The sequence below is a fragment of the Pseudomonas paracarnis genome, from assembly GCF_904063055.1.
GTDB lineage: Bacteria > Pseudomonadota > Gammaproteobacteria > Pseudomonadales > Pseudomonadaceae > Aquipseudomonas > Aquipseudomonas paracarnis.
In genome coordinates, this window is the sequence record NZ_CAJFCN010000016.1 from 25,530 (window position 1) to 51,576 (window position 26,047).

A 26,047-nucleotide genomic window follows, 5' to 3' on the forward strand; every position below is an offset into this window, starting at 1 on the left:
CTGGCTTCTGCTCATTCTTTATCGAGCTTCCCGACCAGGGACAACGTGAAGTCTGCCCCCATGTATTTGAAATGCGGGCGTACCGTAACGTTGACCCGGTACCAGCCAGGCTCGCCCTCGACATCGCTGACGACAATGCGCGCAGCGCGCAAGGGGCGCCGCCCGCGCACCTCGGCACTGGGATTTTCCTGGTCCGCCACGTATTGGCGAACCCATTTATTGAGCTCCAACTCCAGGTCCGTCCGCTCTTTCCACGCGCCCAACTGCTCCCGTTGCAGCACTTTGAGGTAATGAGCCAGGCGGTTGACCACCATCATGTAGGGCAATTGGGTGCCCAAGCGGTAATTCAGCTCTGCCGCCTTGCCCTCCTCACTGATGCCGAACGATTTGGGCTTCTGCACGGAGCTGGCGGAAAAAAACGCTGCGTTATCGCTGCCCTTGCGCATGGTCAAGGCGATGAAACCTTCTTGTGCCAGCTCGTACTCACGTCGGTCCGAAATCAGCACCTCCGTAGGAATCTTGGTTTCAATCTCGCCCATGCTCTGGAAGTGATGCAGCGGCAGGTCTTCGACCGCCCCGCCGCTTTGCGGGCCAATAATGTTGGGGCACCAGCGAAAGCGCGCGAAGCTGTCGGTCAGGCGAGTGGCAAAGGCATAGGCGGTATTGCCCCACAAGTAATGCTCGTGGCTGTTAACCACGTTCTCCTGGTAGGCGAAGGTCTTGACCGGGCACTCAAGGGGGTCATACGGGGTGCGCAGCAAAAAGCGCGGCACGGTGAGGCCAATATATCGTGCGTCTTCGCTCTGCCGGAAACTTTGCCATTTGGCAAACTGCGGGCCTTCGAAATGGTCCCGCAGATCCTTCAGGTCGGGCAACCCGGTGAAGCTTTCCAAGCCGAAGAAACTTGGCCCCGCTGCAGCGATAAAGGGCGCGTGGGCCATGCCGGCGACGCTGGATGCGTATTGCATCAGTTTCACATCGGGCGCACTGGGCGAAAGAAAGTAATTGGCAATGATCGCGCCCACTGGCTGACCGCCGAACTGACCGTATTCGGCGCTATAGACGTGCTTGTATAACCCGGACTGGGTAATTTCCGATGAATCTTCGAAATCATCCAACAGGTCCTCGCGCGAAACATTCAGCAGTTCGATCTTGATGTTCTCGCGAAAATTGGTGCGATCGACCAGCAACTGCAAGCCTCGCCACGAAGCCTCCAACGCCTGGAAGTCCGGATGGTGAAGGATCTCATCCATTTGTTCGCTGAGCTTGGTGTCGATCTCGGCGATCATCCGGTCGACCAGGCGTTTCTTTACGGGTTCGTCACAATTATGTGGCTTGACCAGCTCTGCGATAAACGCCGACACGCCGCGCTTGGCGATGCCATAAGCCTCGTCGTCGGCGCTGAGCAATGTCTGGGAAATGATGTTATCGAGGATGCTACCGCTTTCGATAACCTGTACGGGTTGCGTGCCGTGTTGAATGGTGGTCATGGTGTCAGTGTCCTTTTACTGAAAACGTCAGGCTTGAGGCCTATCCAGGCCCAGTTCGGCGAGCACTCGTGCGCGAGAGTCACCATTGGCCAACGCCCGCTCGATAGCGTTGCGAAAGCTGGGCGTATTGCCCAGCGGTCCCTTGAGCGCCACTAATGCCTCACGCAATGCCATCAACTTTTGCAATTGCGGGATCTGCTCCACCAGGTTCGCGGGGTTGAAGTCCTTCATGGTGTTAATTCGCACCTGAACCGGCAGTTCTTCCACGTCGGCTGCATCCTGGAGGCGGTTGGGAACGCTCAGCGTCAGGCTCAATGCTTGCTTGGCCAACACCTCGTCAAAGGTGTGCTTGTCGATACCGATGGGCTTGCGATCTTCGAGTTTGCGTGGGTCCGCGCGCTGGGAAAAATCCCCCAGCACCAGCAGCTTCAACGGCAGTTCGACATCTTCCTGAGCGCTACCGACCGCGGGTTTGAAGGTAATATTGATACGTTCCTTGGGGGCTACCGAACCGTCTTTGGCCATGGTGCTTCTCCTTTTGATGAGGCGCTATTCAAGTACTGCTTCCAGGTCGAAATGGCATAACCGGCGATGCAGGGTGTCTTTTCCGTCTTGTACGGCTTGGTTTTGTGGCAACAGGTCGTAGCAGCGATACAGCAGTTGGCCCACTTGCATGGCCAGCTCCGGCTCCCAACTTTCCAGGCCCGTGCGCTGTAATTGCAGGTCGAGTTGTTCCAGCTGGATCCTGGCCAGGTCATGCTTGCCGGCCGCCACACACAACCTGGCCAGCGCCAGGTGCCAGTGAAAACGCGCTCGATCACCGCTCGCCGCCCGCAGCCCTTGCTTGAGCACACTCACCGCGGCCTTGAGCCCGTCTTTGCGCAGGCAGGGCATCACCGCCTGCAACGCGGCTTCCCAGGGCTGAGCAGCGCTGTCGACGACGACATTGGAGGGCTCAGGCTTGTGCAGGTGACGCATGACGTGAAATGCGATCCACTCACCTGTCGCGGAGTCGGCAAAGGGCGTGCCGTCCTCGAACCGATACTCAGGCAGGTTCGGCAGGCGATGCAGCAGCAGAGCAAATTGCATTTCCAGTTCGGTCATGGCGAGGTCTGCGTGCAAGGCCTCCAGGCACTCCCAGACCATGCGCAAACCATCGAACCAGAACATTGCACCGGCCAGGCTGACCTCGAGTTCAAGCAACAGATCGGCGTAATGGCCTTGGCTGAAGCGGTCTTGATAGCGCTTGCGCTTGTCGGTAGCCAATGGGCGCAGCGCCGTGACGCGCTCATTATTGGCGTCGGGATAATTGACGAGCATCAGCCAGGCCAAGGTTCGGCCCAGGCGCAAGGCGCGCGGGTCGGCCGCATCCTGACGCAACCACCAGGTACATAAAGGCCGAGCCTGCTCCTGCAATGCGCGCAGCCGTTTGTGCGCGTCTTTTTCGTTATTGAGCGGTTGCTCGGGGGCCGGCAGCGGGCTTGGCGCAGGTTTGACCCGGGCAATGACGCCCGCGACGTCGCCAGGTTCGGCAGCAGCCTGGGCCAAGCGCGCCGACAGCTGCCGGCGAACCGGCAACAGCAGCGGCGCCTCGCTGCCAAGCTGTTCACCCCATATCTGATCGAGACATTCGAGGTGTTCCAACAGCGCCTGGAATAAAGGCCGTTGATCACTGAGCGGCAGGTTGTGCGCGCACGCTTGCTCAAGGCGCAACACCAACCAGCCAAACGCCGCAACGCGGGTACGCAGCTTAACTGGATAGACCTGCGTCCAATGGTGCTCGCAGAGTTCGCGCAGCACACCGAGACCAGCCAGCAACCCAGCGAATGAATCACGCTGATACAGGGCCCAGGTCAACCAGGCGGCGACGCGCAGATCCTTGGAATGCTCACGCAAAATGCACTCGCTGATCTCGCTGATCTTCTGCCAATCCGGCAGCCCCGCACCATGAATGGAGTGAGCCTTGCCCAACTCGGTTTCCAGCACCTCAAACTCGTTTGAAAAACGCATGTCGCTACCAACAAAACTGCTTGGCGAACACGCTGTCCGGGCAAGTTCCTGGCAATAGGCATATAGCTGTTCTGAATAAACTATTTTGGGCTGCACACAACCATCCAAGGCAAAATAGGCAAAATTAACGTCGTTGTTAAAAACCTTTTAACTTCCGTTCAAAACACATCGAAGTGAACGAACCTTAGCCACGAAAAAAACAATCAGCAAGTAACGGAACGGAACTTAAGAAACATCCTACGCAGCTTGAAAATAAAGACATGCGCAGTTATTTGCGCAGTCTATCCAACTAGAAAACACTCTCAAGCGCTCACAGCCTTGCATTTACAAAAACACATGACATGAGCAACTAAGTGCGCATAGGCGTGCAACTAATAGCGCTAAAAACTCACCCACAGCCCTACAACAAATTCTCAATAACGGCCACTGAGTCTTCTTCGCCCTTATTTCATTGAGCCTCACACTTTCAGGCACGCTTCTTGTTAAAGGCACTTGACCGCTCAGCGCTCTCGCTGCCCGGCAATACCTACTCAATCAGGCAAGGAAACCCGTCATGCCCACACCCGCGTACCTCTCCATCACTGGTGTCAAACAAGGTTTGATTACGGCAGGCACATTTACCCAGGACTCGGTAGGCAACATTTATCAGGAAGGCCATGAGGACCAGATTCTGGTGCAGGCGTTTGCTCATCAGGTGATCATTCCCCGCGACCCGCAATCGGGCCAGCCGACCGGTCAGCGCGTGCATAAACCCCTGATGATCAGCAAGGTTTTCGATAAATCCTCACCCTTGCTGTTCAGCGCCCTGACCACCGGCGAAGAAGTGTCCTGCCGCCTGGAGTGGCTGCGCACCTCCTCGGCCGGAACCCAGGAGCACTACTTCACGATTGAACTGGAAGGCGCCACCATCGTTGACATCCAATCTCGCATGCCCAACTGCCAAGACCCAGACAACGCCCACTTTACCCACCTGGAGGATGTGCACTTCACCTATCGCAAGATTATCTGGACTCACGAAGTGGCCGGGACGTCCGGCTCGGATGACTGGCGCAGCCCAGTGACGGGTTAACGCGAGCAGTAAAGACGGTAACCACGATGCGAAGCGAGCCGCTGTTGATCTTGATCTGCTTTTGATCTTGATCTCAGGCGCCCCGTTAAACCACGCTGGCCGAACGCAGGCTTGAATTCGTGGCTAACCCGGCAGGACGCCGGGTTAGCCGCCCCGCGCCATGGATGGCGCGTGGCGGCGGCCCACGGATTCAAGCCTGCGTTCGGGCACACCGAGCCCAAGCGAGGTGCCGAGTGGTGGGGCAAGAGCGCTTTGCTTACTTTCGCGCTTTTCGAAAGTGAGCCGCCGTTGGGCGGAACCCTAGGTGGCCGTTACCGCAGAAATGGATATGTACACAATCCAACTGTGTTGACTGCCAGGCCGCCTTCGCTAGCAAGCCAGCTCCCACAGTTGGATTGTGGGGTGTCAGGTAGATAGGTATTGCTTGTCAGGGCGTTATCGCAGGCAAGCCAGCTCCCACAGTTGGATCCTGGGGTGTCAGGTAGATAGGTATTGCTTGTCAGGGCGTTATCGCAGGCAAGCCAGCTCCCACAGTTGGATCCTGGGGTGTCAGGTAGATAGGTATTGCTTGTCAGGGCGTTATCGCAGGCAAGCCAGCTCCCACAGGTTCAGCGTCGCGACACACAGGCCTCATCACAACCGGACAAACCAGCTCAATCGCAGTATGGTTGCCCTCTAACCACTCCCCAGGAAACACCGGTAATGCTGTTTGTCGTCATGCTCGGGGGAAAGCACCCGCGAGCCAGGATCGAAGTACACGATGTGGTATTCGCAGTGGCCGATACCCTGCAAGCCACCTACCCACAATTACGCGACGCCTGGTTTGGCAGCCCCAAAGGCGTACACATCGATTCATGGATGGCCGTCGATGGCGTCGACGGCTGGAAGGTTGAACTGAGCCACCTGGCGCCCCACGGCGATGCGCCGCGCCTGTACTTCATCAACCTCGGCGGCTACGAGGCCAATAGCTTTGGCGAAGCCCACCACTACCTGCTGGTGGTCGCCCGTAACAAACAGGAGGCCATGCGCAAAGGTAAGCAGCAGATGCTCAGCCACTGGTCCCAGACCCACACCGACACGGTGCTGGATATCGACGATTGCCTGCCCATCGACCTGGTGGACGGCCGCTATATCCACCTGGTGCAAGCAGCGCACCAAGCGATCGTGCAGCGCAACGACTATCTCGTACTGCCTTGAACCGGCATGACCTAAACAGCGGCGACTGAAAACCCAGTGGAACTTTGCCGAGAAATAACCGCCTGAATCCGGTACGCTCACCGTTTTTTACTCTAGGAGTTACTCACCATGGCCAAAGCCACCGCCCGTCACATCCTCGTTGCCTCTGAAGACAAGTGCAACGAACTCAAGGCCCAAATCGAAGGCGGCGCTGATTTCGCAGAAGTCGCTAAAGCCAACTCCAGCTGCCCATCCAGCCGTCAGGGCGGTGACCTCGGTTCGTTCGGCCCAGGCCAGATGGTCAAGGAATTCGACACCGTGGTCTTCAGTGCCCCGGTCAACACCGTGCAAGGCCCGGTGAAGACCCAGTTCGGCTATCACCTGTTGGAAGTCACCAGCCGCCAGGATTGATTCAATCTGCGCTGATGCTATAAACAACGGCCCGCCCTTTGGTGGGCCGTTGTGCATCTGATGACTGGCGATGCCCAGGCCGTTAGCGTACAAATCCTTATTATTCTTTACCCGGCGCTCAAGGCTGATAATGCGATTGGCTTTTTCATCTCTGCTCTGCTCCACCCTGGCCTTTCTAATGGCCAGCACTGCGGTGATCGCAGCCCCGCAAACCTACCTGACGGTGTACGGCGAGCCCGCCAAGTACGCCGAAGGTTTCAGCCATTTCGACTATGCCAACCCCAACGCCCCCAAGGGCGGCAGCCTGCGGCGCTCAGCGCTGGAGGTGGGGCGGTTTGACCATGTGCTGCCCTATATCGACAAAGGCATCGGCGTGTCCCAGGTCGACGGCTGGGTGTATGCACCCTTGGCGTTGCGCTCGCTGGATGAGCCTTACACCGTCTATGGCCTGGTGGCGCAAAAGATGGAACGGGCCGACGACGGCCTGTCGCTGCGCTTCTACCTGAACCCCAAGGCGCGCTTTGCCGATGGCACGCCCATTACCGCGCAAGACGTGCGCTACAGCTTTGACGTGTTGATGACCCAAGGCAGCCTGCGCTATCGCACGTTATTTGCAGACGTCAAACACGTCGAAATCGAAGGCGAACGACAGGTGCGCTTTGATTTTTCCAGCAACGAAAACCGCACCCTCCCTCTGGATCTCGCCACTTTGCCGGTGTTCCCCGAGCACTGGTGGAAGACCCGCGACTTTGCCAACGGCGGCGGCTACGAAGCGCCACTGGGCAGCGGCCCTTACAAGGTCAGCAAGATCGACTCCGGCAATACCATCACCTTCACCCGCGACCCCGACTGGTGGGGCAAGGACTTGCCGGTCAGCCGCGGCTTGTACAACTTCGATCACCTGAGCCTGGAGTACTTCGGCGACACCGAAGTAGCGCGCCAAGTGCTACGCGGCGGCGCCTATGATTTCAACCGTGAATTCTCCGCCACCGGTTACTCCATCGGCTACAACGGCCCGGCCCTGGACGATGGCCGTCTGCAGCGCGCGCACCTGGCCAAGGAGATGCCGCAGCCGGCCCAGGGCTATGTGTTCAATGTGCAAAAACCGATGTTCAAGGATCGCCGCGTGCGCCAGGCCCTGGCGATGCTGTGGGACTTTGAATGGGCCAACCGCCAGATGATGCGCAACCTGTACATCCGCCAGCAGAGCTATTTCTCCAATAGCCCGCTGGCCGCCAGCCAGTTACCGACCCCGGAAGAACTGGCGATCCTCGAACCCCTGCGCGGTCAGGTTCCCGACGAGGTGTTTACCCAGGTGTTCAAGGCCCCGGTCACCGATGGCAGTGGCATGATCCGCGACAAACAGCTGCAAGCCTTGGCCCTGCTGGAAGACGCCGGCTGGAAACCTGTGGGCGACAAACTCGTCAATGCCCAGGGCGAGCCACTGGAATTCACCTTCCTCAACGTCCAGAACGGCCTTGAGCGCCTGTTGCTGCCCTACAAACGTAACCTGGCGCAGATCGGCATCACCCTGAATATCCGCCGCATCGACTCCTCGCAATACGTCAACCGACTGATGGCCCGCGACTACGACATGATCGTCACGGGTTTCCCGGTCACCACCTCGCCCGGCATGGAGCTGTACAACTATTTCGGCTCTGCCGCCGCGTTCGATTCGGGCGCCAACAACTACATCGTGCTCAAGGACCCGGCCGTCGATACCCTGATCCATGGCCTGGTCAAGGCTGATACCCAGGCGAAGATGCTCACCTATGCCCACGCCCTGGACCGCGTGCTGCAATGGAATTACCTGTGGATCCCCAACTATTACCCACCGGGCACCTCCGCCGCATGGTGGAACCGTTTCGGGCGCCCGGCCATCGAGGCGAAGAACGACGAAGCCCTGGAAACCTGGTGGGAAGTCAGCCCCACCCCGCTGACGAACGAACAAATGCAGGCTGAGTTGAAAAAACGCGGAGAGGCCCACTGATGTTTGCCTATATCGTACGGCGCCTGCTGCTGATCATCCCGACGCTGGTGATCATCCTGTTGGTGAACTTCGTGATCGTGCAGGCCGCGCCCGGCGGGCCGGTGGAGCAAGCTATCGCCCACTTGCAAGGCATTGGCGGCGGTGGTGTAGCCGGCGCATCCGGCGAAGGCATCAGCGGCTCGCGAGCCAGCCGCGGTCTGGACCCAAAGCTGATCAAGGACATCGAGAAACAATACGGCTTCGACAAATCTGCGCCGGAACGCCTGTGGTTGATGCTCAAGAATTACGCCCAACTGGACTTCGGCAACAGCTTCTTTCGCGGCACAACGGTAACTGACCTGATCCTGGAAAAGATGCCCGTCACCATTTCCCTCGGCCTGTGGGCCACGCTGATCACCTACCTGGTGTCGATCCCGTTGGGCATACGCAAGGCCGTGCGCCATGGCAGCAGCTTTGATATGTGGAGCAGCACGGCCATCGTCATCGGTTACGCGATGCCGGCATTCCTGTTCGCGATGTTCCTGATCGTGGTGTTCGCTGGCGGTACCTCGCTGAACTGGTTCCCGGTACGCGGGCTGGTCTCGGAAAATTTCGCCGAACTGAGCGCCGTGGGCAAAATCGCCGACTACTTCTGGCACCTGGTATTGCCGGTAACCGCGTTGGTGATCGGCGGGTTCGCCACCTTGACCATCCTCACCAAGAACTCGTTCCTCAATGAAATTACCCGCCAGTACGTGGTCACCGCCCGCGCCAAGGGTTTGAGCGAACGCCGGGTGCTGTACGGTCACGTGTTCCGCAATGCGATGTTGCTGGTGATCTCGGGGATTCCCCAAGCGTTTATCAGCGTGTTCTTTGCCGGTTCGCTGCTGATCGAGGTGATCTTCTCCCTCGATGGCCTGGGCCGCATGAGCTACGAGGCGGCCGTGTCCCGCGACTACCCGGTGGTGTTCGGCTCGCTGTTTATCTTCACCCTGTTCGGCCTCTTGATAAAACTCATCGGTGACCTCTGCTACACCCTGGTGGACCCGCGTATCGACTTCGCCGCGAGGAACGCCTGATGCTCAACCTCTCCCCCGTGGCCCGCCGACGCTTCGAGCGCTTCAAGAAAAACCGCCGTGGCTGGTGGTCGCTGTGGCTGTTTATCGGCCTGTTTATCCTGACCCTGGGCGGCGAGTTGATCGCCAATGACAAGCCGCTGGTGCTCAGTTTCAAGAACGAGCTGTATTTTCCGGTGTTCAAGCGCTACACCGAGCAGCAGTTCGGTGGGCAGTTGCCGTTCCAGGCGGACTACCGCAGTGACTACGTGCAAAAGCTGATCAAGCAGGAGGGCGGCTGGATGCTGTTTCCGCCAATTCCTTTCAGCGATGACACGCCCAACTACGAACTCACCCGCCCTGCCCCGAGCCCGCCGTCGGCGGTGAACTGGCTGGGCACCGATGACCAGTCCCGCGATGTGTTGGCCCGGGTGATCTTTGGTGCACGGGTGTCGATCCTGTTTGCCCTGGCCCTGACCGCCATTAGCGCCGTCATTGGCATTGCCGCCGGGGCGTTGCAGGGGTACTACGGTGGCTGGGTAGACTTGCTCGGCCAGCGCATCCTGGAGGTGTGGTCTGGCCTGCCGGTGCTGTACCTGCTGATTATCCTGTCGGGGTTTGTGGAGCCGAATTTCTGGTGGTTGCTGGGGATCATGGCGCTGTTTTCCTGGCTGGCCCTGGTGGACGTGGTGCGCGCCGAGTTCCTGCGCGGGCGCAACCTGGAATACGTCAAGGCCGCGCGCGCCCTGGGCCTGGGCGACGGCAAGATCATTCGTCGGCACATCCTGCCCAACGCCATGACCGCGACCCTCAGCTATTTGCCGTTCATTTTGACCGGGGCGATATCCACCTTGAGCGCCCTGGATTTCCTTGGCTTCGGCATGCCCGCCGGCAGCGCGTCCCTGGGCGAGCTGATCGGCCAGGGCAAGCAGAACCTGCAAGCGCCGTGGCTGGGCTTGACGGCGTTTTTCACCCTGGCGCTGATTCTGTCGTTGCTGGTGTTTATCGGCGAGGCATTGCGTGATGCCTTCGACCCCCGCTCATGAGTGACCGCGTATGAACCTGATCGAAATCCGCGACCTGTGCGTCGCCTTCAACGGCCAGACCGTCGTGCGCAACCTGAGCCTGGACGTGCGCCCTGGCGAGTGCCTGGCGCTGGTGGGCGAGTCGGGCTCGGGCAAGTCGGTGACGGCCCACTCTATCTTGCAACTGCTGCCGCAAGCCGGCACCGAAACCCTGGGTTCGATCAAGTATCGCGGCCAGGAACTGATCGGCGCCTCACCGAGTACCTTGCAAAAATTGCGCGGCAACCGCATTGCCATGATCTTCCAGGAGCCGATGACCTCCCTGAACCCCCTGCACAGCATCGAAAAGCAGATCGGCGAAACCCTGCTGCTGCACAAGGGCCTGGGCGGCAAGGCGGCGCAGGCGCGCATCCTCGAACTGCTGGAACTGGTGGGCATCCAGAAACCCCAGGAACGGCTCAAGGCCTACCCCCATCAATTGTCCGGCGGCCAGCGCCAGCGGGTGATGATCGCCATGGCCCTGGCCTGCGAGCCCGAGCTGCTGATTGCCGACGAGCCCACCACAGCGCTGGACGTGACGGTGCAGCGCAAGATCCTGTTGCTGCTCAAGTCCTTGCAACAACGCCTGGGCATGTCGCTGCTGCTGATCAGCCATGACCTCAACCTGGTACGCAGTATCGCCCAGCGGGTCTGCGTGATGCGTGCCGGCGAAATCGTCGAGCAGGCCGACTGCCAGGCCTTGTTCACCGCCCCCCAGCATCCCTACAGCCGCCTGCTGCTGGATGCCGAGCCCTCGGGCGACGTGCTGTGCAGCGAGCCGCGTGAGACGGTACTGGAAGTGGATGACCTGAGCGTGCAATTCCCTCTCGGTGGCGGACTGTTCCGGGCCAAGACCTACCTGCGCGCAGTGGACGGCATCAGCCTCAGCGTGCAGCGCGGCAAGACCCTGGGGATTGTCGGCGAGTCCGGCTCCGGCAAGTCCACCTTGGGCCAGGCGATCCTGCGCTTGCTCGACTCCAGCGGCAGCATCCGCTTTCAGGGTGAAGCTCTGGACCCGCTCAACCATCAGCAGATGCGCCCATGGCGCAAGCAGATGCAGGTGGTGTTCCAGGACCCCTATGGCAGCCTCAGCCCGCGCATGTCGGTGCAGCAGATCATCAGCGAGGGCCTGGAAGTGCATGCCCCGTGCAGCCTGGCCGACCGCGATGCGCAAGTGGTCCAGGTGCTCAAGGACGTGGGCCTCGACCCTGCCAGCCGACATCGCTACCCCCATGAGTTTTCCGGTGGCCAGCGCCAACGCATCGCCATTGCCCGCGCCCTGGTACTCAAGCCAGCGCTGATGCTGCTCGACGAACCCACCTCGGCCCTGGACCGTACGGTGCAGAAACAAGTGGTGGCGCTGCTGCGCGAACTGCAGGACAAATACGGCCTGACCTACCTGTTTATCAGCCATGACCTGGCGGTGGTGCGCGCCATGGCCCATGACATGATCGTGGTCAAGGATGGCAAGGTGGTGGAGCGTGGCGCGAGCCATGAGGTGTTCGAATCGCCCCAACACCCGTACACCAAAGAACTGCTGGCAGCAGCGCACATCCCTTTGTGAGGTGAGATTGTTCCCACGCTCTGCGTGGGAACACAACCCGAGACGCTCCGCGTCGTGCCCTGGCCCTACGCCAAGTGACGCAGAGCGTCACGGTAGGCATTCCCACGCAGAGCGTGGGAACGATCATTAACAGGATTCTGTACCCATGAGCACTAGCCTCAAGGACTACCAACAGGTTCGCGGCCTGGCCATCCAGTCGCTGTTCGAGATCATCGAGCAGTCCAGCGAGGGCACGGTCATCGTCGACCGCGATGCAAATATCGTGTGGATGAACGAGCGTTACGCCAAGCGCTTTGGCCTCAAGAGCGCCGACCAAGCCATCGGCCAGCCTTGCGAGCAGGTGATTTCCAACAGCCTGCTGCGCCAGGTGGTGCGCAACGACCGGCCGATCCTGCTGGACATCCAGGACACCCCCAAGGGCCCGCTGGTGGTGATGCGCCTGCCGATCCACGACGAGGCCGGGGCGGTGATCGGGGCGATCGGGTTTGCGCTGTTCGATGAACTGCGCAACCTGTCGCCGCTGATCGAGCGCTACCTGAGCATGCAGCAGGAGCTAGCCTCCACGCGCTCGCTGCTGCGTTCGCGGCAAAGCAAATACAACTTTGCGCACTTTATCGGCACCAGCGCCGCCAGCCTTGAGGTCAAGCGCCGGGCGCGGCGCAGTGCGAGTGCCGAGTCGCCGGTATTGCTGCTCGGGGAAACCGGCACCGGCAAGGAGTTGCTCGCCCAGGCCATCCACGGCGCATCGCCCCGGGCGCACAAAGCTTTTGTGAGCATCAATAGCGCGGCGATTCCCCATGACCTGCTTGAAGCCGAGTTCTTCGGCACTGCGCCCGGCGCCTTTACCGGTGCCGACCGCAAGGGTCGCCCCGGCAAATTCCAGATCGCCCAGGGCGGCACGTTGTTTCTCGATGAAATCGGCGACATGCCGCTGCCACTGCAAAGCAAATTGCTGCGGGTGTTGCAGGAAAAGGAATTCGAACCGGTGGGCTCCAACGAGATGCTGCACAGCGATGTGCGGGTGATTGCCGCGACGTCCATGGACCTGGAGGCAGCGATCAAGCGTGGCGAGTTTCGTGCCGATCTGTATTACCGCCTCAATGTGCTGCCGATCCAGGTGCCGCCGTTGCGTGAGCGGCTGGAGGATATTCCAGCATTGAGCGAGGCGATCCTTGAGGAGTTGCGCAGCCAGCACGAACTGGACCGCGATGCCCTGGCGCTGTTGGCCCAACATGCCTGGCCGGGCAATATCCGCGAGCTGCGCAATGTGCTGGAGCGTGCGGCGCTGTTGAGTGATGACCTGATGCTCAATGCCAGCGACCTTCGCGCAGCGATTGGCACGTTCAGCCCGGTACAGCGAGGCGCGGTGGCGGCGGTCGAGGGTGAAACCTTTGCGGCGGCGCGGGAGCGGTTTGATCGCCAGGTGATTGCGGGGGCGCTCAAGGCCAGTAACGGAAATGTTGTAGAGGCGGCCAAGCGGTTGGGGCTTGGGCGGTCGACGTTGTATAAAAAAATGCTGGCGCTTGGACTAACTTAGTCTCAAACAAGAGACGCAATTCCCAATATCAAGACTTTCTTATGTGGGAGCTGGCTCGCCTGCGATAGCGGTCTAACAGCGCCCTACAAGCCAGCTGAACCACCGCTATCGCAGGCAAGCCAGCTCCCACAAGGATCTCCACTCGTCTCCAGATTGAGACTGCCGTCTCGAAAATCACTCTGAATCCACAGTAAATCCATATATATCAACAAGTTATAAATCTGGCACACATCTCGCTATAGCTTCCTCCCACAGCCTCATCCACAACAATAACAATCCGATGGAGACACACCATGAGTGTGATCATTGCCCTGGCCGCGCTCGCGCTGCTGATGCTGGCCGCCTACCGTGGCTATAGCGTTATCCTGTTCGCCCCCATCGCCGCCCTTGGCGCGGTGCTGCTCACTGACCCGTCCGCCGTCGCCCCTGCCTTTACCGGGGTGTTCATGGAAAAGATGGTCGGTTTTATCAAGCTGTATTTCCCGGTATTCCTGCTCGGTGCGGTGTTCGGCAAGCTCATTGAGCTGTCGGGGTTTTCGCGCTCGATCGTCGCCGCCGCGATCCGCTTGCTCGGCACGCGCCAGGCGATGCTGGTGATTGTGCTGGTCTGCGCCCTGCTCACCTACGGTGGCGTGTCGCTGTTCGTGGTGGTGTTTGCGGTGTACCCGTTCGCCGCCGAGATGTTCCGCCAGAGCAATATCCCCAAGCGCCTGATCCCGGCGACCATCGCCCTCGGCGCCTTCTCGTTCACCATGGACGCCCTACCCGGTACGCCGCAGATTCAGAACATCATCCCCAGCACCTTCTTCAACACCACCGCCTGGGCGGCGCCGTGGCTAGGGCTGATCGGCACGATCTTCGTGTTTTGCGCCGGTATGCTCTACCTCGCACGCCAGCGTAACAAGGCCCAGCGTGCCGGTGAAGGCTATGGCACCGAGTTGCGCAATGAGCCGGAAACCGCCGACAACCTTGCCTTGCCCAACCCATGGCTCGCGTTGTCGCCGCTGATCCTGGTGGGGGTGATGAACCTGTTGTTCACCCACTGGATCCCGCAGTGGTACGGCAAGACCCACAGCCTCAGCCTGCCGGGCATGAGCACGCCGGTGACCACGGAAATCGCCAAGCTCACCGCGATCTGGGCGGTGCAGGCGGCGTTGCTGGTGGGGATTATCGTGGTGCTGGTGTTCGGCTTCTCGGCGATCAGGAGCAAGCTGGCCGAAGGCAGTAAAAGTGCGGTCAGCGGTGCGCTGCTAGCGGCAATGAACACCGCCTCGGAATACGGCTTTGGCGCAGTAATCGCCTCGCTGCCAGGCTTTCTGGTACTGGCGGACTGGCTCAAGGGCATCCCCAACCCGCTGCTCAACGAAGCGATCACCGTGACCTTGCTGGCCGGTATCACCGGCTCCGCTTCCGGCGGCATGAGCATCGCCCTCGCCGCGATGTCCGAGAGCTTTATTGCAGCCGCCCACGCGGCCAATATCCCCCTTGAGGTGCTGCACCGGGTCGCGGCCATGGCCAGCGGCGGCATGGATACCCTGCCCCACAACGGCGCGGTGATCACCCTGCTGGCCGTCACCGGGCTGACCCACCGCGAAGCCTACAAGGACATTTTTGGCATCACGATCATCAAGACCCTTGCGGTGTTCGTGGTGATCGGCACTTTCTACGCCACCGGCATTGTGTGAGGTTTTCATGACAACTTTGAATGGCAAGACCGCCCTGGTCACCGGCTCCACCAGCGGCATCGGCTTAGGGATTGCCCTGAGCCTGGCCAAGGCCGGCGCCAACCTGATTCTCAACGGCTTCGGCGACGCCAGCGCGGTGATCGCCCAGGTACAGGCGTTTGGCGGCAAGGTCGGGCATCACCCGGCAGACGTCAGCGACCCCGCGCAAATCGCCGACATGCTCGCCTACGCCGAGCGCGAGTTCGGTGGCGTGGACATCCTGGTCAACAATGCCGGTATCCAGCATGTGGCAGCGGTAGAAGACTTCCCTGTGGAGCGCTGGGATTCGATCATCGCCATCAACCTGTCCTCGGTGTTCCACAGCACACGCCTGAGCTTGCCGGGCATGAAGGCCAAGGGCTGGGGGCGCATCGTCAATATCGCCTCGGTGCATGGGCGAGTCGGCTCAGTGGGCAAGGCGGCGTATGTGGCGGCCAAACATGGGGTGATCGGCCTCACCAAGGTGGTGGGCCTGGAAACCGCCACCAGCAATGTCACCTGCAACGCCATCTGCCCGGGCTGGGTGCTGACGCCGCTGGTGCAGAAGCAGATTGATGATCGCGTGGCTACCGGGGTCGACCCACAGCAAGCGCAGCAGGATCTCCTGGCGGAGAAACAGCCGTCGCTGGAGTTTGTGACGCCGTCGCAGCTCGGGGAGCTGGTGTTGTTCTTGTGCAGTGAAGCCGGTGCCCAGGTGCGCGGCGCGGCCTGGAACATCGATGGTGGCTGGCTGGCCCAGTAAACCCGTGATGATCGTTCCCACGCTCTGCGTGGGCACGCAGACCGGGGCGCTCCGCGCCCCAAAAGTGGACGCAGAGCGTCCAGTCAGGCATTCCCACGCGAAGCGTGGGAACGAGAAGAGGCAGCTTATGTCCGACATCCTCTGGCAACCGTCCCCGGAACGCATCGCCAACACGCGCATGGATCAGTTCCGCCGCTTCATCAACCAACGCCACGGCGTGCAGCTCCACGACTACCCCGCCCTGCACCAATGGAGCATCGACCAACGCCCGGACTTCTGGCAGGCGATTGTCGCGTTCTTTGACGTGCAGTTTCGCAGCCCGCCCACGGTGACCCTGATCGAAGACATCGAGATGCCCAGCGCCCAATGGTTTCCCGGCGCCACCCTGAACTTTGCCGAACACCTGTTGCGCCGCCGCGACGATCATCCTGCTGTGGTGGCTGTCAGCGAAGACGGCCAACGTGAACAATTGAGCTATGCGCAGCTGGCGGAACACGTGGCCGGCCTGCAAAAAAGCCTGCGGGCGGCCGGGGTCGGCATAGGTGACCGAGTGGCCGCGTGCATGCCCAACACCTGGCAAACCCTGGTCGGCATGCTCGCCACCACCAGCCTCGGTGCGATCTGGTCGTGCTCCTCGCCAGATTTCGGCACCCAGGGCGTCATCGACCGCTTCGGCCAGATCGAGCCCAAGGTGCTGATCACCTGCGCAGGCTACCGCTATGCCGGCAAGCGCATCGACCAGAGCGCCAAGCTCAATGAAATCCTTGAACGCCTGCCCTCCCTGCAACAGCTGATCATCGTGCCTTACACCAAGCCCGAGGCGCAGGCTGGGGACTACGCCACCCACGCCCACGTCGCGCTGTGGGACGACTTCTATCAAGCCGGCGGCGAACCGGAATTTGTCGCGGTGCCGTTCGATCACCCGCTTTATATCCTCTATTCCAGCGGCACCACCGGCATCCCCAAGTGCATCATCCACGGCACGGGCGGCGTATTGCTGACGCACCTCAAGGAACACGGCCTGCATGCCGACCTGAACCGCGAGGACTGCCTGTTCTACTACACCACCTGCGGCTGGATGATGTGGAACTGGCTGGTGTCGGTGCTGGCGATCGGCGCCACCGCGGTGCTGTACGACGGCTCGCCGTTCCATCCCGGCCCCGAACGCTTGATCGACCTGATCGATGCGGAAAAAATCAGCGTGTTCGGCACCAGCCCCAAATTCCTCGCCACCCTGGAAAAATCCGGGTTGCAGCCGCGCCTGAGCCACGACCTGGGCAGCCTCAAGGGTCTGATTTCGACCGGCTCGCCGTTGTCGCCCCAGAGTTACGACTACGTGTACCGCGAGATCAAGGCTGAGCTGTGCCTGTCCTCGATGTCCGGTGGCACCGACATTGTCTCCTGCTTTGTGATCGGCAACCCGGTGCTGCCGGTACGGCGCGGTGAAATGCAGTGCAAGAGCCTGGCCATGGCCATCGAAGTGTGGGACGACCAGGGCCGGCCCCTGATCGGGGAGAAAGGCGAACTGGTGTGCACCCGGCACTTCCCTGCCATGCCCATCGGGCTGTGGAATGACCCGCAACAGCAAAAACTGCGCGCCTCGTATTTCAGCCAGTTCCCCGGCGTGTGGGCACAGGGTGACTATGCCGAGCAACGCGCCAACGGCAGCCTGTTGATCCACGGGCGTTCCGATGCGGTGCTCAACCCCGGCGGCGTGCGCATTGGCACCGCCGAGATTTATCGCCAGGTGGAAAAGGTCCCGCAGGTGCTGGAAAGCCTCGCCATCGGTCAACGCTGGCAGGACGACGTGCGCGTGGTGCTGTTTGTGCGCCTGGATGATGGAATTGAACTGGACGAGGCGCTGCAACAGCAGATCCGCCAGGTGATTCGCGCCAACACCACACCGCGGCACGTGCCGGCGAAGATCCTCGCTGTCACGGATATCCCCCGCACCATCAGCGGCAAAATCGTCGAATTGGCGGTGCGCAATGTGGTGCATGGCGAGCCGGTGAAAAACACCGATGCCCTGGCCAACCCCCAGGCACTGGAGCAATTTCGCCACAGAGCTGAGCTGGCCGATTAGATGAAAGGTTTCAGCGCTGACACGGCGTTTTGAAGAAAAACCCTCAAGGCATGCTATTTTTCCGGGGTAGCCACCCGTTGTCGTTCCTTGGGACAATGGGTGTTGTCATTTTTCAAAGCGTCAGGCTCAGGGCTTTTTATGAATGGAACATCCACCGGTAGCGAAGCCGCTGCATTGATCAGGCGGCTGGACTGGGCGCAAAGCCCCCTCGGTGAGGCCAGTGAGTGGCCGCAAAGCCTGCGCACTGCTGTCGATATCGTCGTGCATTCACCCATGCCAATGGTGCTGCTGTGGGGCCCACACCTCATACAACTCTATAACGATGGCTTTGCCCACCTGATAGGCGGCAAGCACCCCGGCGCTCTGGGCCAGCCGGCGCACCACACTTGGCCCGAACTGGAAAGCTTCGCCGCGCCGGTCTACGACGCCGTGCTCGGCGGCCAGGTGCGCACCTTCAGCGAGCAACGCTTTGTGCTGCAACGCGAGGGCCGCGACACCGAGATATGGCTCGACCTGACCTACAGCCCGGTGCGCGATGAAAGCTGCCGGGTGGCCGGCATCCTGGTCACGGCCATTGAAACCAATGAGCGGCGCAGCAAAACCCTCGAACTGCAACAGCGCTCCGAAGCCAGCCTCAAGGCACAGCACAACACCGAGCAGCGCCTGCAACTGGCACTGGCGGCCACCGACGCGGTAGGCACCTGGGACTGGGATATCGGCGAAGACCGTTTCATCGCCGACGCCCATTTCGCCTACCTGCATGGCGTCGACCCCAACGATTCGAGCCTGCTGCCCATCAGCGCCTACCTGCATGGTGTGCACCCTGAGGACCGGGGAACGGTGACGCGCAGCATCAAGCATTGCATTACCCATGGCACCGAATACGCCGAGGAGTATCGCTTGCTGCAAGCCGACGGCCAGGTGCGCTGGGTGTTCGCCCGTGGCCGCTGCTACAAGGATCAACAGGGCCGGCCTGCGCGTTTCCTCGGCGCCGCGCTGGACCTCACCGAGCGTAAAAACACCGAGCAAGCCCTGCGCCAGAGCCAGACTGAGCTGCAACTGATCATCAACGCCATGCCGGTGTTGATCGGCTACGTTGACCACGACCAGCGCTTTCGCCTCAACAACAGCGCTTACCTGGACTGGTACGGCAAGACGCCCCAGGAGCTGTACGGCAAAACCATCCGCGAAGTACTTGGCGACGAGGTGTATGCCGGGCGCGCAGACAAGATTGCCGCCGCGCTCAAGGGCAAGGCGTGCAGCTTCATGACGGTGACGCCTCATCGCGATGGCCGCCCGCGCCATGCACTGATGAAGTACCTGCCGCGCTTTAGCAGTGACGGTTCGGTGAATGGTTTCTACATCTTTGTGATCGACGAGACCGAACGCAAGCTCACCGAAGAAGCCCTGCGCCACCTCAACGAGAACCTTGAAGAACGCGTGGCCCAGCGCACCCAGGCGCTGGCCGAAGCCAACCAGCGCCTGCAAAACGAGATGTTCGAGCGCGAGCGTGCCGAAGATGCCCTGCGCCATGCGCAGAAGATGGAAGCGGTCGGCCAGCTCACCGGCGGTATCGCCCATGACTTCAACAACATGCTCACCGGCATCATCGGCAGCCTCGACCTGATGCAGCGTTACATTGCAGCCGGACGCAGCGACGATATCGGCCGTTTTGCCGATGCCGCCGTGTCCTCCGCCCACCGCGCCGCCGCCCTCACCCACCGGCTGCTGGCGTTCTCGCGACGCCAGTCGCTGGACCGTCGCCCCACCGACCCCAACCAACTGGTGGCGTCCCTGGAAGACCTGTTCCGGCGCACCAAGGGCGCGCATATCGAACTCAAGGTAAAACTGGGCAAGGACACCTGGCCGGTGAACACCGATGCCAGCCAATTGGAAAACGCCCTGCTCAACCTGGTGATCAACGCCCGCGACGCCATGCCCGACGGCGGCGAGCTGCTGATCGAAACCGCCAACAGTTACCTGGACGGCACCGACATCACCACCCTGGAACCGGTCAAGGCTGGCGACTATGTGATGCTTGGCGTGAGCGACAACGGCAGCGGCATGGCGCCGAAAATCCTCGCCAAGGCGTTCGACCCGTTCTTCACCACCAAACCCATCGGCCAAGGCACTGGCCTTGGGTTGTCGATGATCTACGGTTTTGCCCAGCAATCCGGCGGCCACGTGACCATCCAGAGCGAACCGGGCCAGGGCACCTGCGTGCGCCTGTACCTGCCGCGTTTGTATGGCACCGCACTGGAAAGCAGCCTGCCTACCAGCCTGACCGAAGCCCCCGTGGCCCTGGCCGGTGAAGCGGTGGTGGTGGTCGAGGACGACCCGGCGGTGCGTATGCTGGTGGTCAATGTACTCGACGAACTGGGCTATACCGCTCACCAGGCGGCGGATGCGCGTGCGGCGCTGCCGTTGCTGGAATCGGATTTGCGCGTGGACTTGCTGGTGACCGACGTTGGCTTGCCCGGCATGAACGGCCGGCAACTGGCGGAAATCGCCCGCCAGCATCGCCCCGGCCTGCGCGTGCTGTTCATGACCGGTTATGCCGAGAAAGCCGCCGAACGCCAGGGGTTCCTGGAGGACGGCATGGACATGGTCGCCAAGCCTTTTTCCGTTGACCTGTTGGCCAACAAAATCCGTAGCATGATCGGCGTCGAGGCCTGAGTTCAGGCATAATCGCGCGCCGTCGCACAGCTGGTAGAGCCCCATGAAAGCCCAAGCCCGTCATATCCTGGTGAAAACCAGCGAAGAAGCCGAACAACTCAAGCAGCGTATTGCCAAAGGCGAAGCCTTTGATGTGCTGGCCAAGAAGTACTCCACCTGCCCGTCGGGCAAACGCGGTGGTGACCTGGGCGAAGTGCGGCCCGGGCAGATGGTGGGGGCGATTGATGCGGTGATCTTCAAGAAACCGGTGAAAGTGGTGCACGGGCCGATCAAGAGCAAGTTTGGCTATCACCTGGTGCAGGTGTTTTACCGCGATTGAGTGGATGGCTTCAGTCCGCTATCGCAGGCAAGCCAGCTCCCACATCCGATCGTTCCCACGCTCTGCGTGGGAATGCCTCACTGGACGCTCTGCGTCCGTTTCTGGGACGCGGAGCGTCCCGGGCTGCGCTCCCACGCAGAGCGTGGGAACGATCAGTGATCATCTCGGTATCAGCGCCCCCGGCACCTGAATCACCCGGCTCGCCAACCGATGCCCCGCCAGTGCGGCGTCTTGGGGCGAACCACCGTTGAGCCGACTGGCCAGATACGCCGCACTGAACGAATCCCCCGCCGCCGTGGTGTCCACCACCTTCTCCACTTTCAACGCCGGCACCGCAAAGCGCTCGCCCGCGCAACGAATCAAGCACGCATCCGCTCCCCGCTTGAGCACCACTTCTGCAATCGAGGGATACGCCGCAAACACCTGCTCGCTATCCTCATAGCCGAACAACGCGCGTTCGTCATCCTCGGTGAGCAAGGCAATGTCCACTGCGGCCAACACCCTGCGATACGCCTCACGGGCCGTTTGCACATCGGCCCACAGCCTGGGCCGGTAGTTGTTATCGAACACCACCTTGGCGCCACGCTGGCGGGCTTCGATCAGCGCCTGCAGTAAGCGCTCACGCCCGATGTCTCCCAGCACCGCCAGGGTAATGCCACTGAAATACACCACGTCATAGCCCGGCAATGCCGCCAGGACCGGCTCGGCGGCAGGCGTGGTGAAGCAGTCGCGCACGGCCGCTTCGTTGCGCCAGTAGAGGAATTTACGTTCGCCCTGGGCATCAGTCTGGATGCAATACAAGCCCGGCAGGCGCCCAGGCAGACGCTGGACCCTGCCCAGGCCAAGGCCTTCGGCGTGCCAATGCTCGCACATGGCATCGCTGAAGCTGTCATCGCCCAGGGCGGTGACGTAGTCAACGCTGCCGGCATCGCCCAGCTCGCGACGCAGGTACACCGCAGTGTTCAGGGTGTCGCCGCCGAAGCTCTGGTGCAGGCTGCCATCGGCGCGGTGTTGCAGTTCGATCATGCATTCGCCGATGAGGGCGATGCGGGGGTGGGTGTTCATGGCAAAGTTCTCAGGTGTGCTGGAGGGCCCCATCGCGGGCAAGCCCGACTCCCACATTCGACTGCATTCCTTCAGTTAAAACGCGGTCACTGTGGGAGCTGGCTTGCCTGCAATAGCCGCGACTCGGTCTAGAAGCAGGTACGCAGAGACTCGACCACCTGCAACTGCTCATCCACCAGGCACCCCACCTGCCATTTATCAAAGGTCAGGCAAGGGTGGGACGTACCAAAGGAAATGATGTCGCCAATACGCAATTCAACCCCGGGCGCCACGGTCATGAACGCATGCTGGTCCATTACCGCCGTGACCTTGCACCCGCTCACATCATCACCTTGCGCCGGCACGATCCCGGCCTTGTAGCGCTTGAGTGGCACCGGCAAACCGGCGTCGTAGGCCACGTCGCGCTTGCCCAGGGCAACCACCGCAAAACCAGGCTCCGGCAACGACTGCACATACGCCCAGACTTCCATTGCCGGGCGCAGGCCCTCGTTGAGGTCGCTGCGGCGTTCGAGTACACAGCACTGCGCCTCTTTGTAGATGCCATGGTCGTGGGCCACGTAACTGCCTGGGCGCAACACGCTGAGGAAACGACCGGCGGCGTTCTGCGTTTCGAACGACTCGGCGATCAGGTCGTACCAGGCCGAGCCCGATGCGGTGATGATCGGCGTGGGCAGGTCGAACAGGCCGCTGTCTTGCAGCTCGACCGCCAGGCTCACCAGGCTGGCGGCGAAGGCGCGGATACCACTGATGGCGTGCTCGCCGTGGATCACGCCTTCGTAACCCTCGATACCGGTGAGGGCCAAGGCCGGCTGGGCCTGGACCGCCTTGGCCAGGTCGCGCACTTGCTGCTCGCTGCGACAGCCGCACCGGCCACCGACCACGCCATACTCGATCATCACATTGAGGCGCTGACCACGGGCGGCGAAGAACAGGCCCAGGTCGGCAACGTTGTCCGGGTGATCGACCATGCAATGAAAGTCAAAATCCTTGTCGGCCAGCAGGTCCGCGATCAAGGCCATGTTCGCTGCGCCCACCAGTTGGTTGGCCATCAGCACGCGACGCACGCCGCTGGCGTAGGCGGCGCGGGTCTGCACGGCGGTAGCCAGGGTGATGCCCCAGGCACCGGCGGTGATCTGGCGCTGGAACAGCGCGGGCATCATGCTGGTCTTGCCGTGGGGCGCCAGCTCGGCGCCGCTGCTGCGGACAAAGTCCTGCATCCAGCGGATGTTATGTTCCAGGGCGTCACGGTGCAGCACCAGGGCCGGCAGGCTGACATCGCGAACCAAATGGGCACCGACGGCAGCGGCACCTTTTTCAACGGCGTTGAGGGCAGACATGGAAAACTCCTATTCGTTGATGCGCCGGGCCAGGCTGTTGGCACTGTCGATCAGTACCCGGCGATAGTCGTGGTAGTTTTTACTCGCATCAGCCCGGGGGGCGACGATGCACAGGGTTGCGATGCTGATGCCCTGGGCATCGCGCACCGGGGCGGCGAAACAATGGGTGAAGGTGTCGGCCACACTGTCGAAGGAGAAGAACCCATCCAGGCTGGCCTGGCGGATCTGCGCCAGGAAAGTGTCCAGCGGCAGGCGCAGGCCGTCCGGCAGGATGAAGTCGTCGGGATCGATCAGGTCGACGATCTGCTGATCGCTCAAATGCCCCAGCAACAAGCGCCCCGAGGCGGTCCAGGGAATGGGGGCGTTTTCACCGATATCCGAAGAAATACGGAAATGCCGCTGGCCCTCGCGCATCAGCGCTACCGTGTATTTGCGCCCGTTGAGCAGGCACATCTGTGCGGTTTCGTGGGTCTGGCTGACGATCTCCTGCAAGGCGTGGTCGGCCTCGCGGGTCAGGTCAAAGTGACGCAAGTGTGCCTGGCCAAGGAAATACAGCTGACGCCCCAGGTACACGTGGCCTTCCTTGCCCACGGTCTCCAGGATGCGCCGCTCCAGCAACGACGCCACCAGTTCGTAGACCGTGGATTTGGGGCTGCCGATGCCGCTGGCAATATCATTCGGGCGCAGGGGCTGGCCGATTTCCTTGAGAAAATCGAGGATATCGAACGCACGGTCCAGGCCTTTGGCGCGGCGTTTGATGGTGTCTTCGGTCATGGCAGTACTCGGTCCCGTTCCAGATGATCGTTCCCACGCTCTGCGTGGGCATGCATGCGGTGACGCTCTGCGTCACAAGCGCGGACGCAGAGCGTCCAAGGCGGTATTCCCACGCAGAGCGTGGGAATGATCAGTTAGGCCTTTTTCTTGTAGGCCACGCAATCAATCTCGACCTTGCAATCGACCATCATATTGGCCTGCACACAGGCACGCGCCGGGGCGTGTTCCGGGGTGAAGTATTCGCCGAACACCTTGTTGAAGCTCCAGAAGTCCCGTGGGTCTTCCAACCATACGCCCACCCGAACCACATCCTTGAGCTCGTAGCCGGCCTCTTCGAGGATCGCCACCACGTTGCGCATCGTCTGGCGGGTTTGCTCGATGATGCCGCCGTTGATGATTTCACCGTCCACCGCAGGTACCTGGCCCGACACGTACAGCCAGCCATCGGCTTCCACAGCGCGGGCGAACGGGCGTGGCTGGCCGCCACCTGCGGTGCTGCCGGTGCCGTAACGAGTAATGCTCATATAGTTGCTCCTTGTTAAAAACGAATGTTCTTGAGAAATTCCGCCAGGCGCGGCGACTGCGGCCGCTCGAATATATCTTTCGCGCTGCCCTGCTCTTCAATGCGGCCCTGGTTCATGAACACGATCTGGTCCGAAACTTCATAGGCAAAGCGCATCTCGTGGGTGACCAACAACATGGTCATGCCCTCCTCCGCCAGCCCCTTGATCACGCTGAGCACTTCGCCCACCAACTCCGGGTCGAGGGCCGAGGTGACTTCATCGAACAGCATCAGGCTGGGGTTCATGGCAATGGCCCGGGCAATGGCCACACGTTGTTGCTGGCCGCCGGACAATTGGCCGGGAAAGTGATTGCGGCGTTCCAGCAGGCCGACGCGGTCCAACCATTTTTCGGCCAGGGCTACCGCTTCATCCTTGCCCATCTTCTTGACCTTGAGCAAGCCGAGGGTAACGTTCTGCAGCGCAGTCAGGTGCGGGAACAGGTTGAATTGCTGGAACGCCATGCCGGTCATTTCGCGGTGCTGGGCGATCACCCGCTCCGGGTGGCGTACGCGCTTGCCGCCAACATCGCTGTAACCAATGGACTCGCCATCCAGGGTGATCTGCCCGCCCTGGAACTCCTCCAGCAGGTTCACGCAGCGCAGCAAGGTGGTCTTGCCCGAGCCGCTGGAGCCGATCAACGTCACCACATTGCCGCGCTGCATGGACAGGTCGACGCCCTTGAGCACTTCCACCTGGCCGTATTGTTTACGCAGGCCACGAATGTCCAGCAGCGCTGGGTTGGTTTGAGCTTGGTTCATGGCAAGGCCACCCGTTTTTCAATGTAGCGCCCGAATAATTCGATGGCGTAGTTGATGACAAAGAACAGAAAACCGGCGAACAGGTAGAACTCCAGGGTCATGAAGGTGCGCGCGATCACCTGCTGAGTACTGAGCAGCAATTCGGCCACGCCGATCACCGACAGCAAGGTGGAAGCCTTGACAATTTCCGTGGAGGAATTGACCCAGGTCGGCAAAATCTGCCGCAGCGCCTGGGGCAACAGCACGTAGCCCAGGGACTGATAAAACGTCAGGCCAATCGCCTTACCCGCTTCCATTTGCCCACGGGGAATGGCTTGCAGCGCGCCGCGCACGATTTCCGATACATGGGAGCCACAGAACAAGGTGAGCCCGACCGCACCGGCCTGGAACGCACTGATTTGCCAGCCAAGGGCCGGCAGCATGTAGAAACACGCCAACACCAGTACAAACACCGGCGTGCCACGGATCAAATCGACATACAGACGGAACGGCGCGCGCATCCAGAATTTGCCGTAGGTGAGGATCAACCCGGCGACGATGCCGATCAGGGTGCCAAAGACAATCGCCAGCGCCGAGACCGCCACGCTGGCCTGGAAGCCAGCCCAAAGGGTCTCGCGGGCGATCCACAATTCATGCAGCCAACTGGGGGATTCGTACATGG

The 26,047-nt window shown here is 61.1% G+C and carries 22 protein-coding genes; 13 read left to right on the forward strand and 9 right to left on the reverse strand.

Going from position 1 to position 26,047, the window contains the following annotated elements:
- Nucleotides 1–11: 11 nt before the first annotated feature.
- The 3 genes from tssC to tssA are packed head-to-tail and all read right to left on the reverse strand — an operon-like array spanning nucleotide 12 to nucleotide 3,584.
- Nucleotides 12–1,490, reverse strand: coding sequence for a type VI secretion system contractile sheath large subunit (gene tssC / locus JMV15_RS24625; protein WP_014718217.1), 1,479 nt, complete (start codon nucleotides 1,488–1,490; stop codon nucleotides 12–14).
- Between the two features lie 27 nt (nucleotides 1,491–1,517).
- The gene (gene tssB / locus JMV15_RS24630) at nucleotides 1,518–2,015 is read right to left on the reverse strand and encodes a type VI secretion system contractile sheath small subunit (protein ID WP_014718216.1); all 498 of its coding nucleotides are present in this window, start codon (nucleotides 2,013–2,015) and stop codon (nucleotides 1,518–1,520) included.
- Nucleotides 2,016–2,039: 24 nt separating this feature from the next.
- Nucleotides 2,040–3,584: a type VI secretion system protein TssA gene (gene tssA / locus JMV15_RS24635; RefSeq protein WP_196770413.1), complete on the reverse strand. Its 1,545-nt coding sequence runs from the start codon at nucleotides 3,582–3,584 to the stop codon at nucleotides 2,040–2,042.
- Between the two features lie 469 nt (nucleotides 3,585–4,053).
- Between tssA and JMV15_RS24640 the strand changes: the two genes are divergently transcribed.
- The 13 genes from JMV15_RS24640 to JMV15_RS24700 all read left to right on the forward strand — a co-directional run bounded on the left by JMV15_RS24640 (nucleotide 4,054) and on the right by JMV15_RS24700 (nucleotide 20,889).
- Nucleotides 4,054–4,569 carry an Hcp family type VI secretion system effector gene (locus tag JMV15_RS24640; RefSeq protein WP_014718214.1) on the forward strand — a complete coding sequence of 172 codons (516 nt, stop codon included), beginning with the start codon at nucleotides 4,054–4,056 and terminating at the stop codon, nucleotides 4,567–4,569.
- Between the two features lie 702 nt (nucleotides 4,570–5,271).
- Nucleotides 5,272–5,766, forward strand: coding sequence for a DUF1543 domain-containing protein (locus JMV15_RS24645; protein ID WP_069868398.1), 495 nt, complete (start codon nucleotides 5,272–5,274; stop codon nucleotides 5,764–5,766).
- Nucleotides 5,767–5,874: 108 nt separating this feature from the next.
- Nucleotides 5,875–6,156, forward strand: coding sequence for a peptidylprolyl isomerase (locus JMV15_RS24650; protein ID WP_014718212.1), 282 nt, complete (start codon nucleotides 5,875–5,877; stop codon nucleotides 6,154–6,156).
- A 130-nt stretch (nucleotides 6,157–6,286) separates the two neighbouring features.
- Nucleotides 6,287–8,146: an extracellular solute-binding protein gene (locus JMV15_RS24655; RefSeq protein ID WP_032872826.1), complete on the forward strand. Its 1,860-nt coding sequence runs from the start codon at nucleotides 6,287–6,289 to the stop codon at nucleotides 8,144–8,146.
- Entirely contained in the window at nucleotides 8,146–9,204 is a 1,059-nt protein-coding gene (locus JMV15_RS24660; protein ID WP_069868396.1) for a microcin C ABC transporter permease YejB, read from the forward strand. Before JMV15_RS24655 ends, JMV15_RS24660 begins: the two co-directional genes overlap by 1 nt.
- Nucleotides 9,204–10,226: an ABC transporter permease gene (locus tag JMV15_RS24665; RefSeq protein ID WP_014718210.1), complete on the forward strand. Its 1,023-nt coding sequence runs from the start codon at nucleotides 9,204–9,206 to the stop codon at nucleotides 10,224–10,226. The genes JMV15_RS24660 and JMV15_RS24665 overlap by 1 nt, the downstream gene beginning before the upstream one ends.
- A 10-nt stretch (nucleotides 10,227–10,236) precedes the next feature.
- The gene (locus tag JMV15_RS24670; protein WP_069868394.1) at nucleotides 10,237–11,808 is read left to right on the forward strand and encodes an ABC transporter ATP-binding protein; all 1,572 of its coding nucleotides are present in this window, start codon (nucleotides 10,237–10,239) and stop codon (nucleotides 11,806–11,808) included.
- Nucleotides 11,809–11,953: 145 nt separating this feature from the next.
- The gene (locus JMV15_RS24675) at nucleotides 11,954–13,345 is read left to right on the forward strand and encodes a sigma-54 interaction domain-containing protein (RefSeq protein ID WP_069868392.1); all 1,392 of its coding nucleotides are present in this window, start codon (nucleotides 11,954–11,956) and stop codon (nucleotides 13,343–13,345) included.
- A gap of 293 nt (nucleotides 13,346–13,638) precedes the next feature.
- Nucleotides 13,639–15,030 carry a GntP family permease gene (locus JMV15_RS24680; RefSeq protein ID WP_201491946.1) on the forward strand — a complete coding sequence of 464 codons (1,392 nt, stop codon included), beginning with the start codon at nucleotides 13,639–13,641 and terminating at the stop codon, nucleotides 15,028–15,030.
- A gap of 7 nt (nucleotides 15,031–15,037) precedes the next feature.
- Complete coding sequence (locus JMV15_RS24685) at nucleotides 15,038–15,811, forward strand: 3-hydroxybutyrate dehydrogenase (RefSeq protein WP_032903869.1); 774 nt, start codon at nucleotides 15,038–15,040, stop codon at nucleotides 15,809–15,811.
- A gap of 127 nt (nucleotides 15,812–15,938) precedes the next feature.
- Nucleotides 15,939–17,894: an acetoacetate--CoA ligase gene (locus tag JMV15_RS24690; RefSeq protein WP_069868387.1), complete on the forward strand. Its 1,956-nt coding sequence runs from the start codon at nucleotides 15,939–15,941 to the stop codon at nucleotides 17,892–17,894.
- Between the two features lie 138 nt (nucleotides 17,895–18,032).
- Nucleotides 18,033–20,570 carry a PAS domain-containing hybrid sensor histidine kinase/response regulator gene (locus JMV15_RS24695; protein WP_201491947.1) on the forward strand — a complete coding sequence of 846 codons (2,538 nt, stop codon included), beginning with the start codon at nucleotides 18,033–18,035 and terminating at the stop codon, nucleotides 20,568–20,570.
- Nucleotides 20,571–20,613: 43 nt separating this feature from the next.
- Entirely contained in the window at nucleotides 20,614–20,889 is a 276-nt protein-coding gene (locus tag JMV15_RS24700) for a peptidylprolyl isomerase (RefSeq protein WP_003174397.1), read from the forward strand.
- Between the two features lie 159 nt (nucleotides 20,890–21,048).
- On the opposite strand, the gene JMV15_RS24705 is transcribed toward JMV15_RS24700, so the two are convergent.
- From JMV15_RS24705 to JMV15_RS24730, 6 genes are all read right to left on the reverse strand, one after another.
- Complete coding sequence (locus JMV15_RS24705) at nucleotides 21,049–21,954, reverse strand: sugar kinase (RefSeq protein ID WP_014718203.1); 906 nt, start codon at nucleotides 21,952–21,954, stop codon at nucleotides 21,049–21,051.
- Nucleotides 21,955–22,082: 128 nt separating this feature from the next.
- Nucleotides 22,083–23,291 (reverse strand): amino acid deaminase, encoded by a 1,209-nt coding sequence (locus tag JMV15_RS24710; RefSeq protein ID WP_069868383.1) that lies wholly within the window; start codon nucleotides 23,289–23,291, stop codon nucleotides 22,083–22,085.
- 9 nt (nucleotides 23,292–23,300) lie between these two features.
- A complete protein-coding gene (locus JMV15_RS24715) occupies nucleotides 23,301–24,065 on the reverse strand; it encodes an IclR family transcriptional regulator (RefSeq protein WP_014718201.1) in 765 nt (254 codons plus the stop codon).
- 134 nt (nucleotides 24,066–24,199) lie between these two features.
- Nucleotides 24,200–24,589: a RidA family protein gene (locus JMV15_RS24720; RefSeq protein ID WP_003191822.1), complete on the reverse strand. Its 390-nt coding sequence runs from the start codon at nucleotides 24,587–24,589 to the stop codon at nucleotides 24,200–24,202.
- A 14-nt stretch (nucleotides 24,590–24,603) separates the two neighbouring features.
- Nucleotides 24,604–25,386, reverse strand: coding sequence for an amino acid ABC transporter ATP-binding protein (locus tag JMV15_RS24725; RefSeq protein WP_102666898.1), 783 nt, complete (start codon nucleotides 25,384–25,386; stop codon nucleotides 24,604–24,606).
- On the reverse strand, nucleotides 25,383–26,045 hold the full coding sequence (locus JMV15_RS24730) for an amino acid ABC transporter permease (protein ID WP_014718199.1): 663 nt from the start codon (nucleotides 26,043–26,045) through the stop codon (nucleotides 25,383–25,385). The genes JMV15_RS24725 and JMV15_RS24730 overlap by 4 nt, the downstream gene beginning before the upstream one ends.
- Nucleotides 26,046–26,047 lie beyond the last annotated feature (2 nt).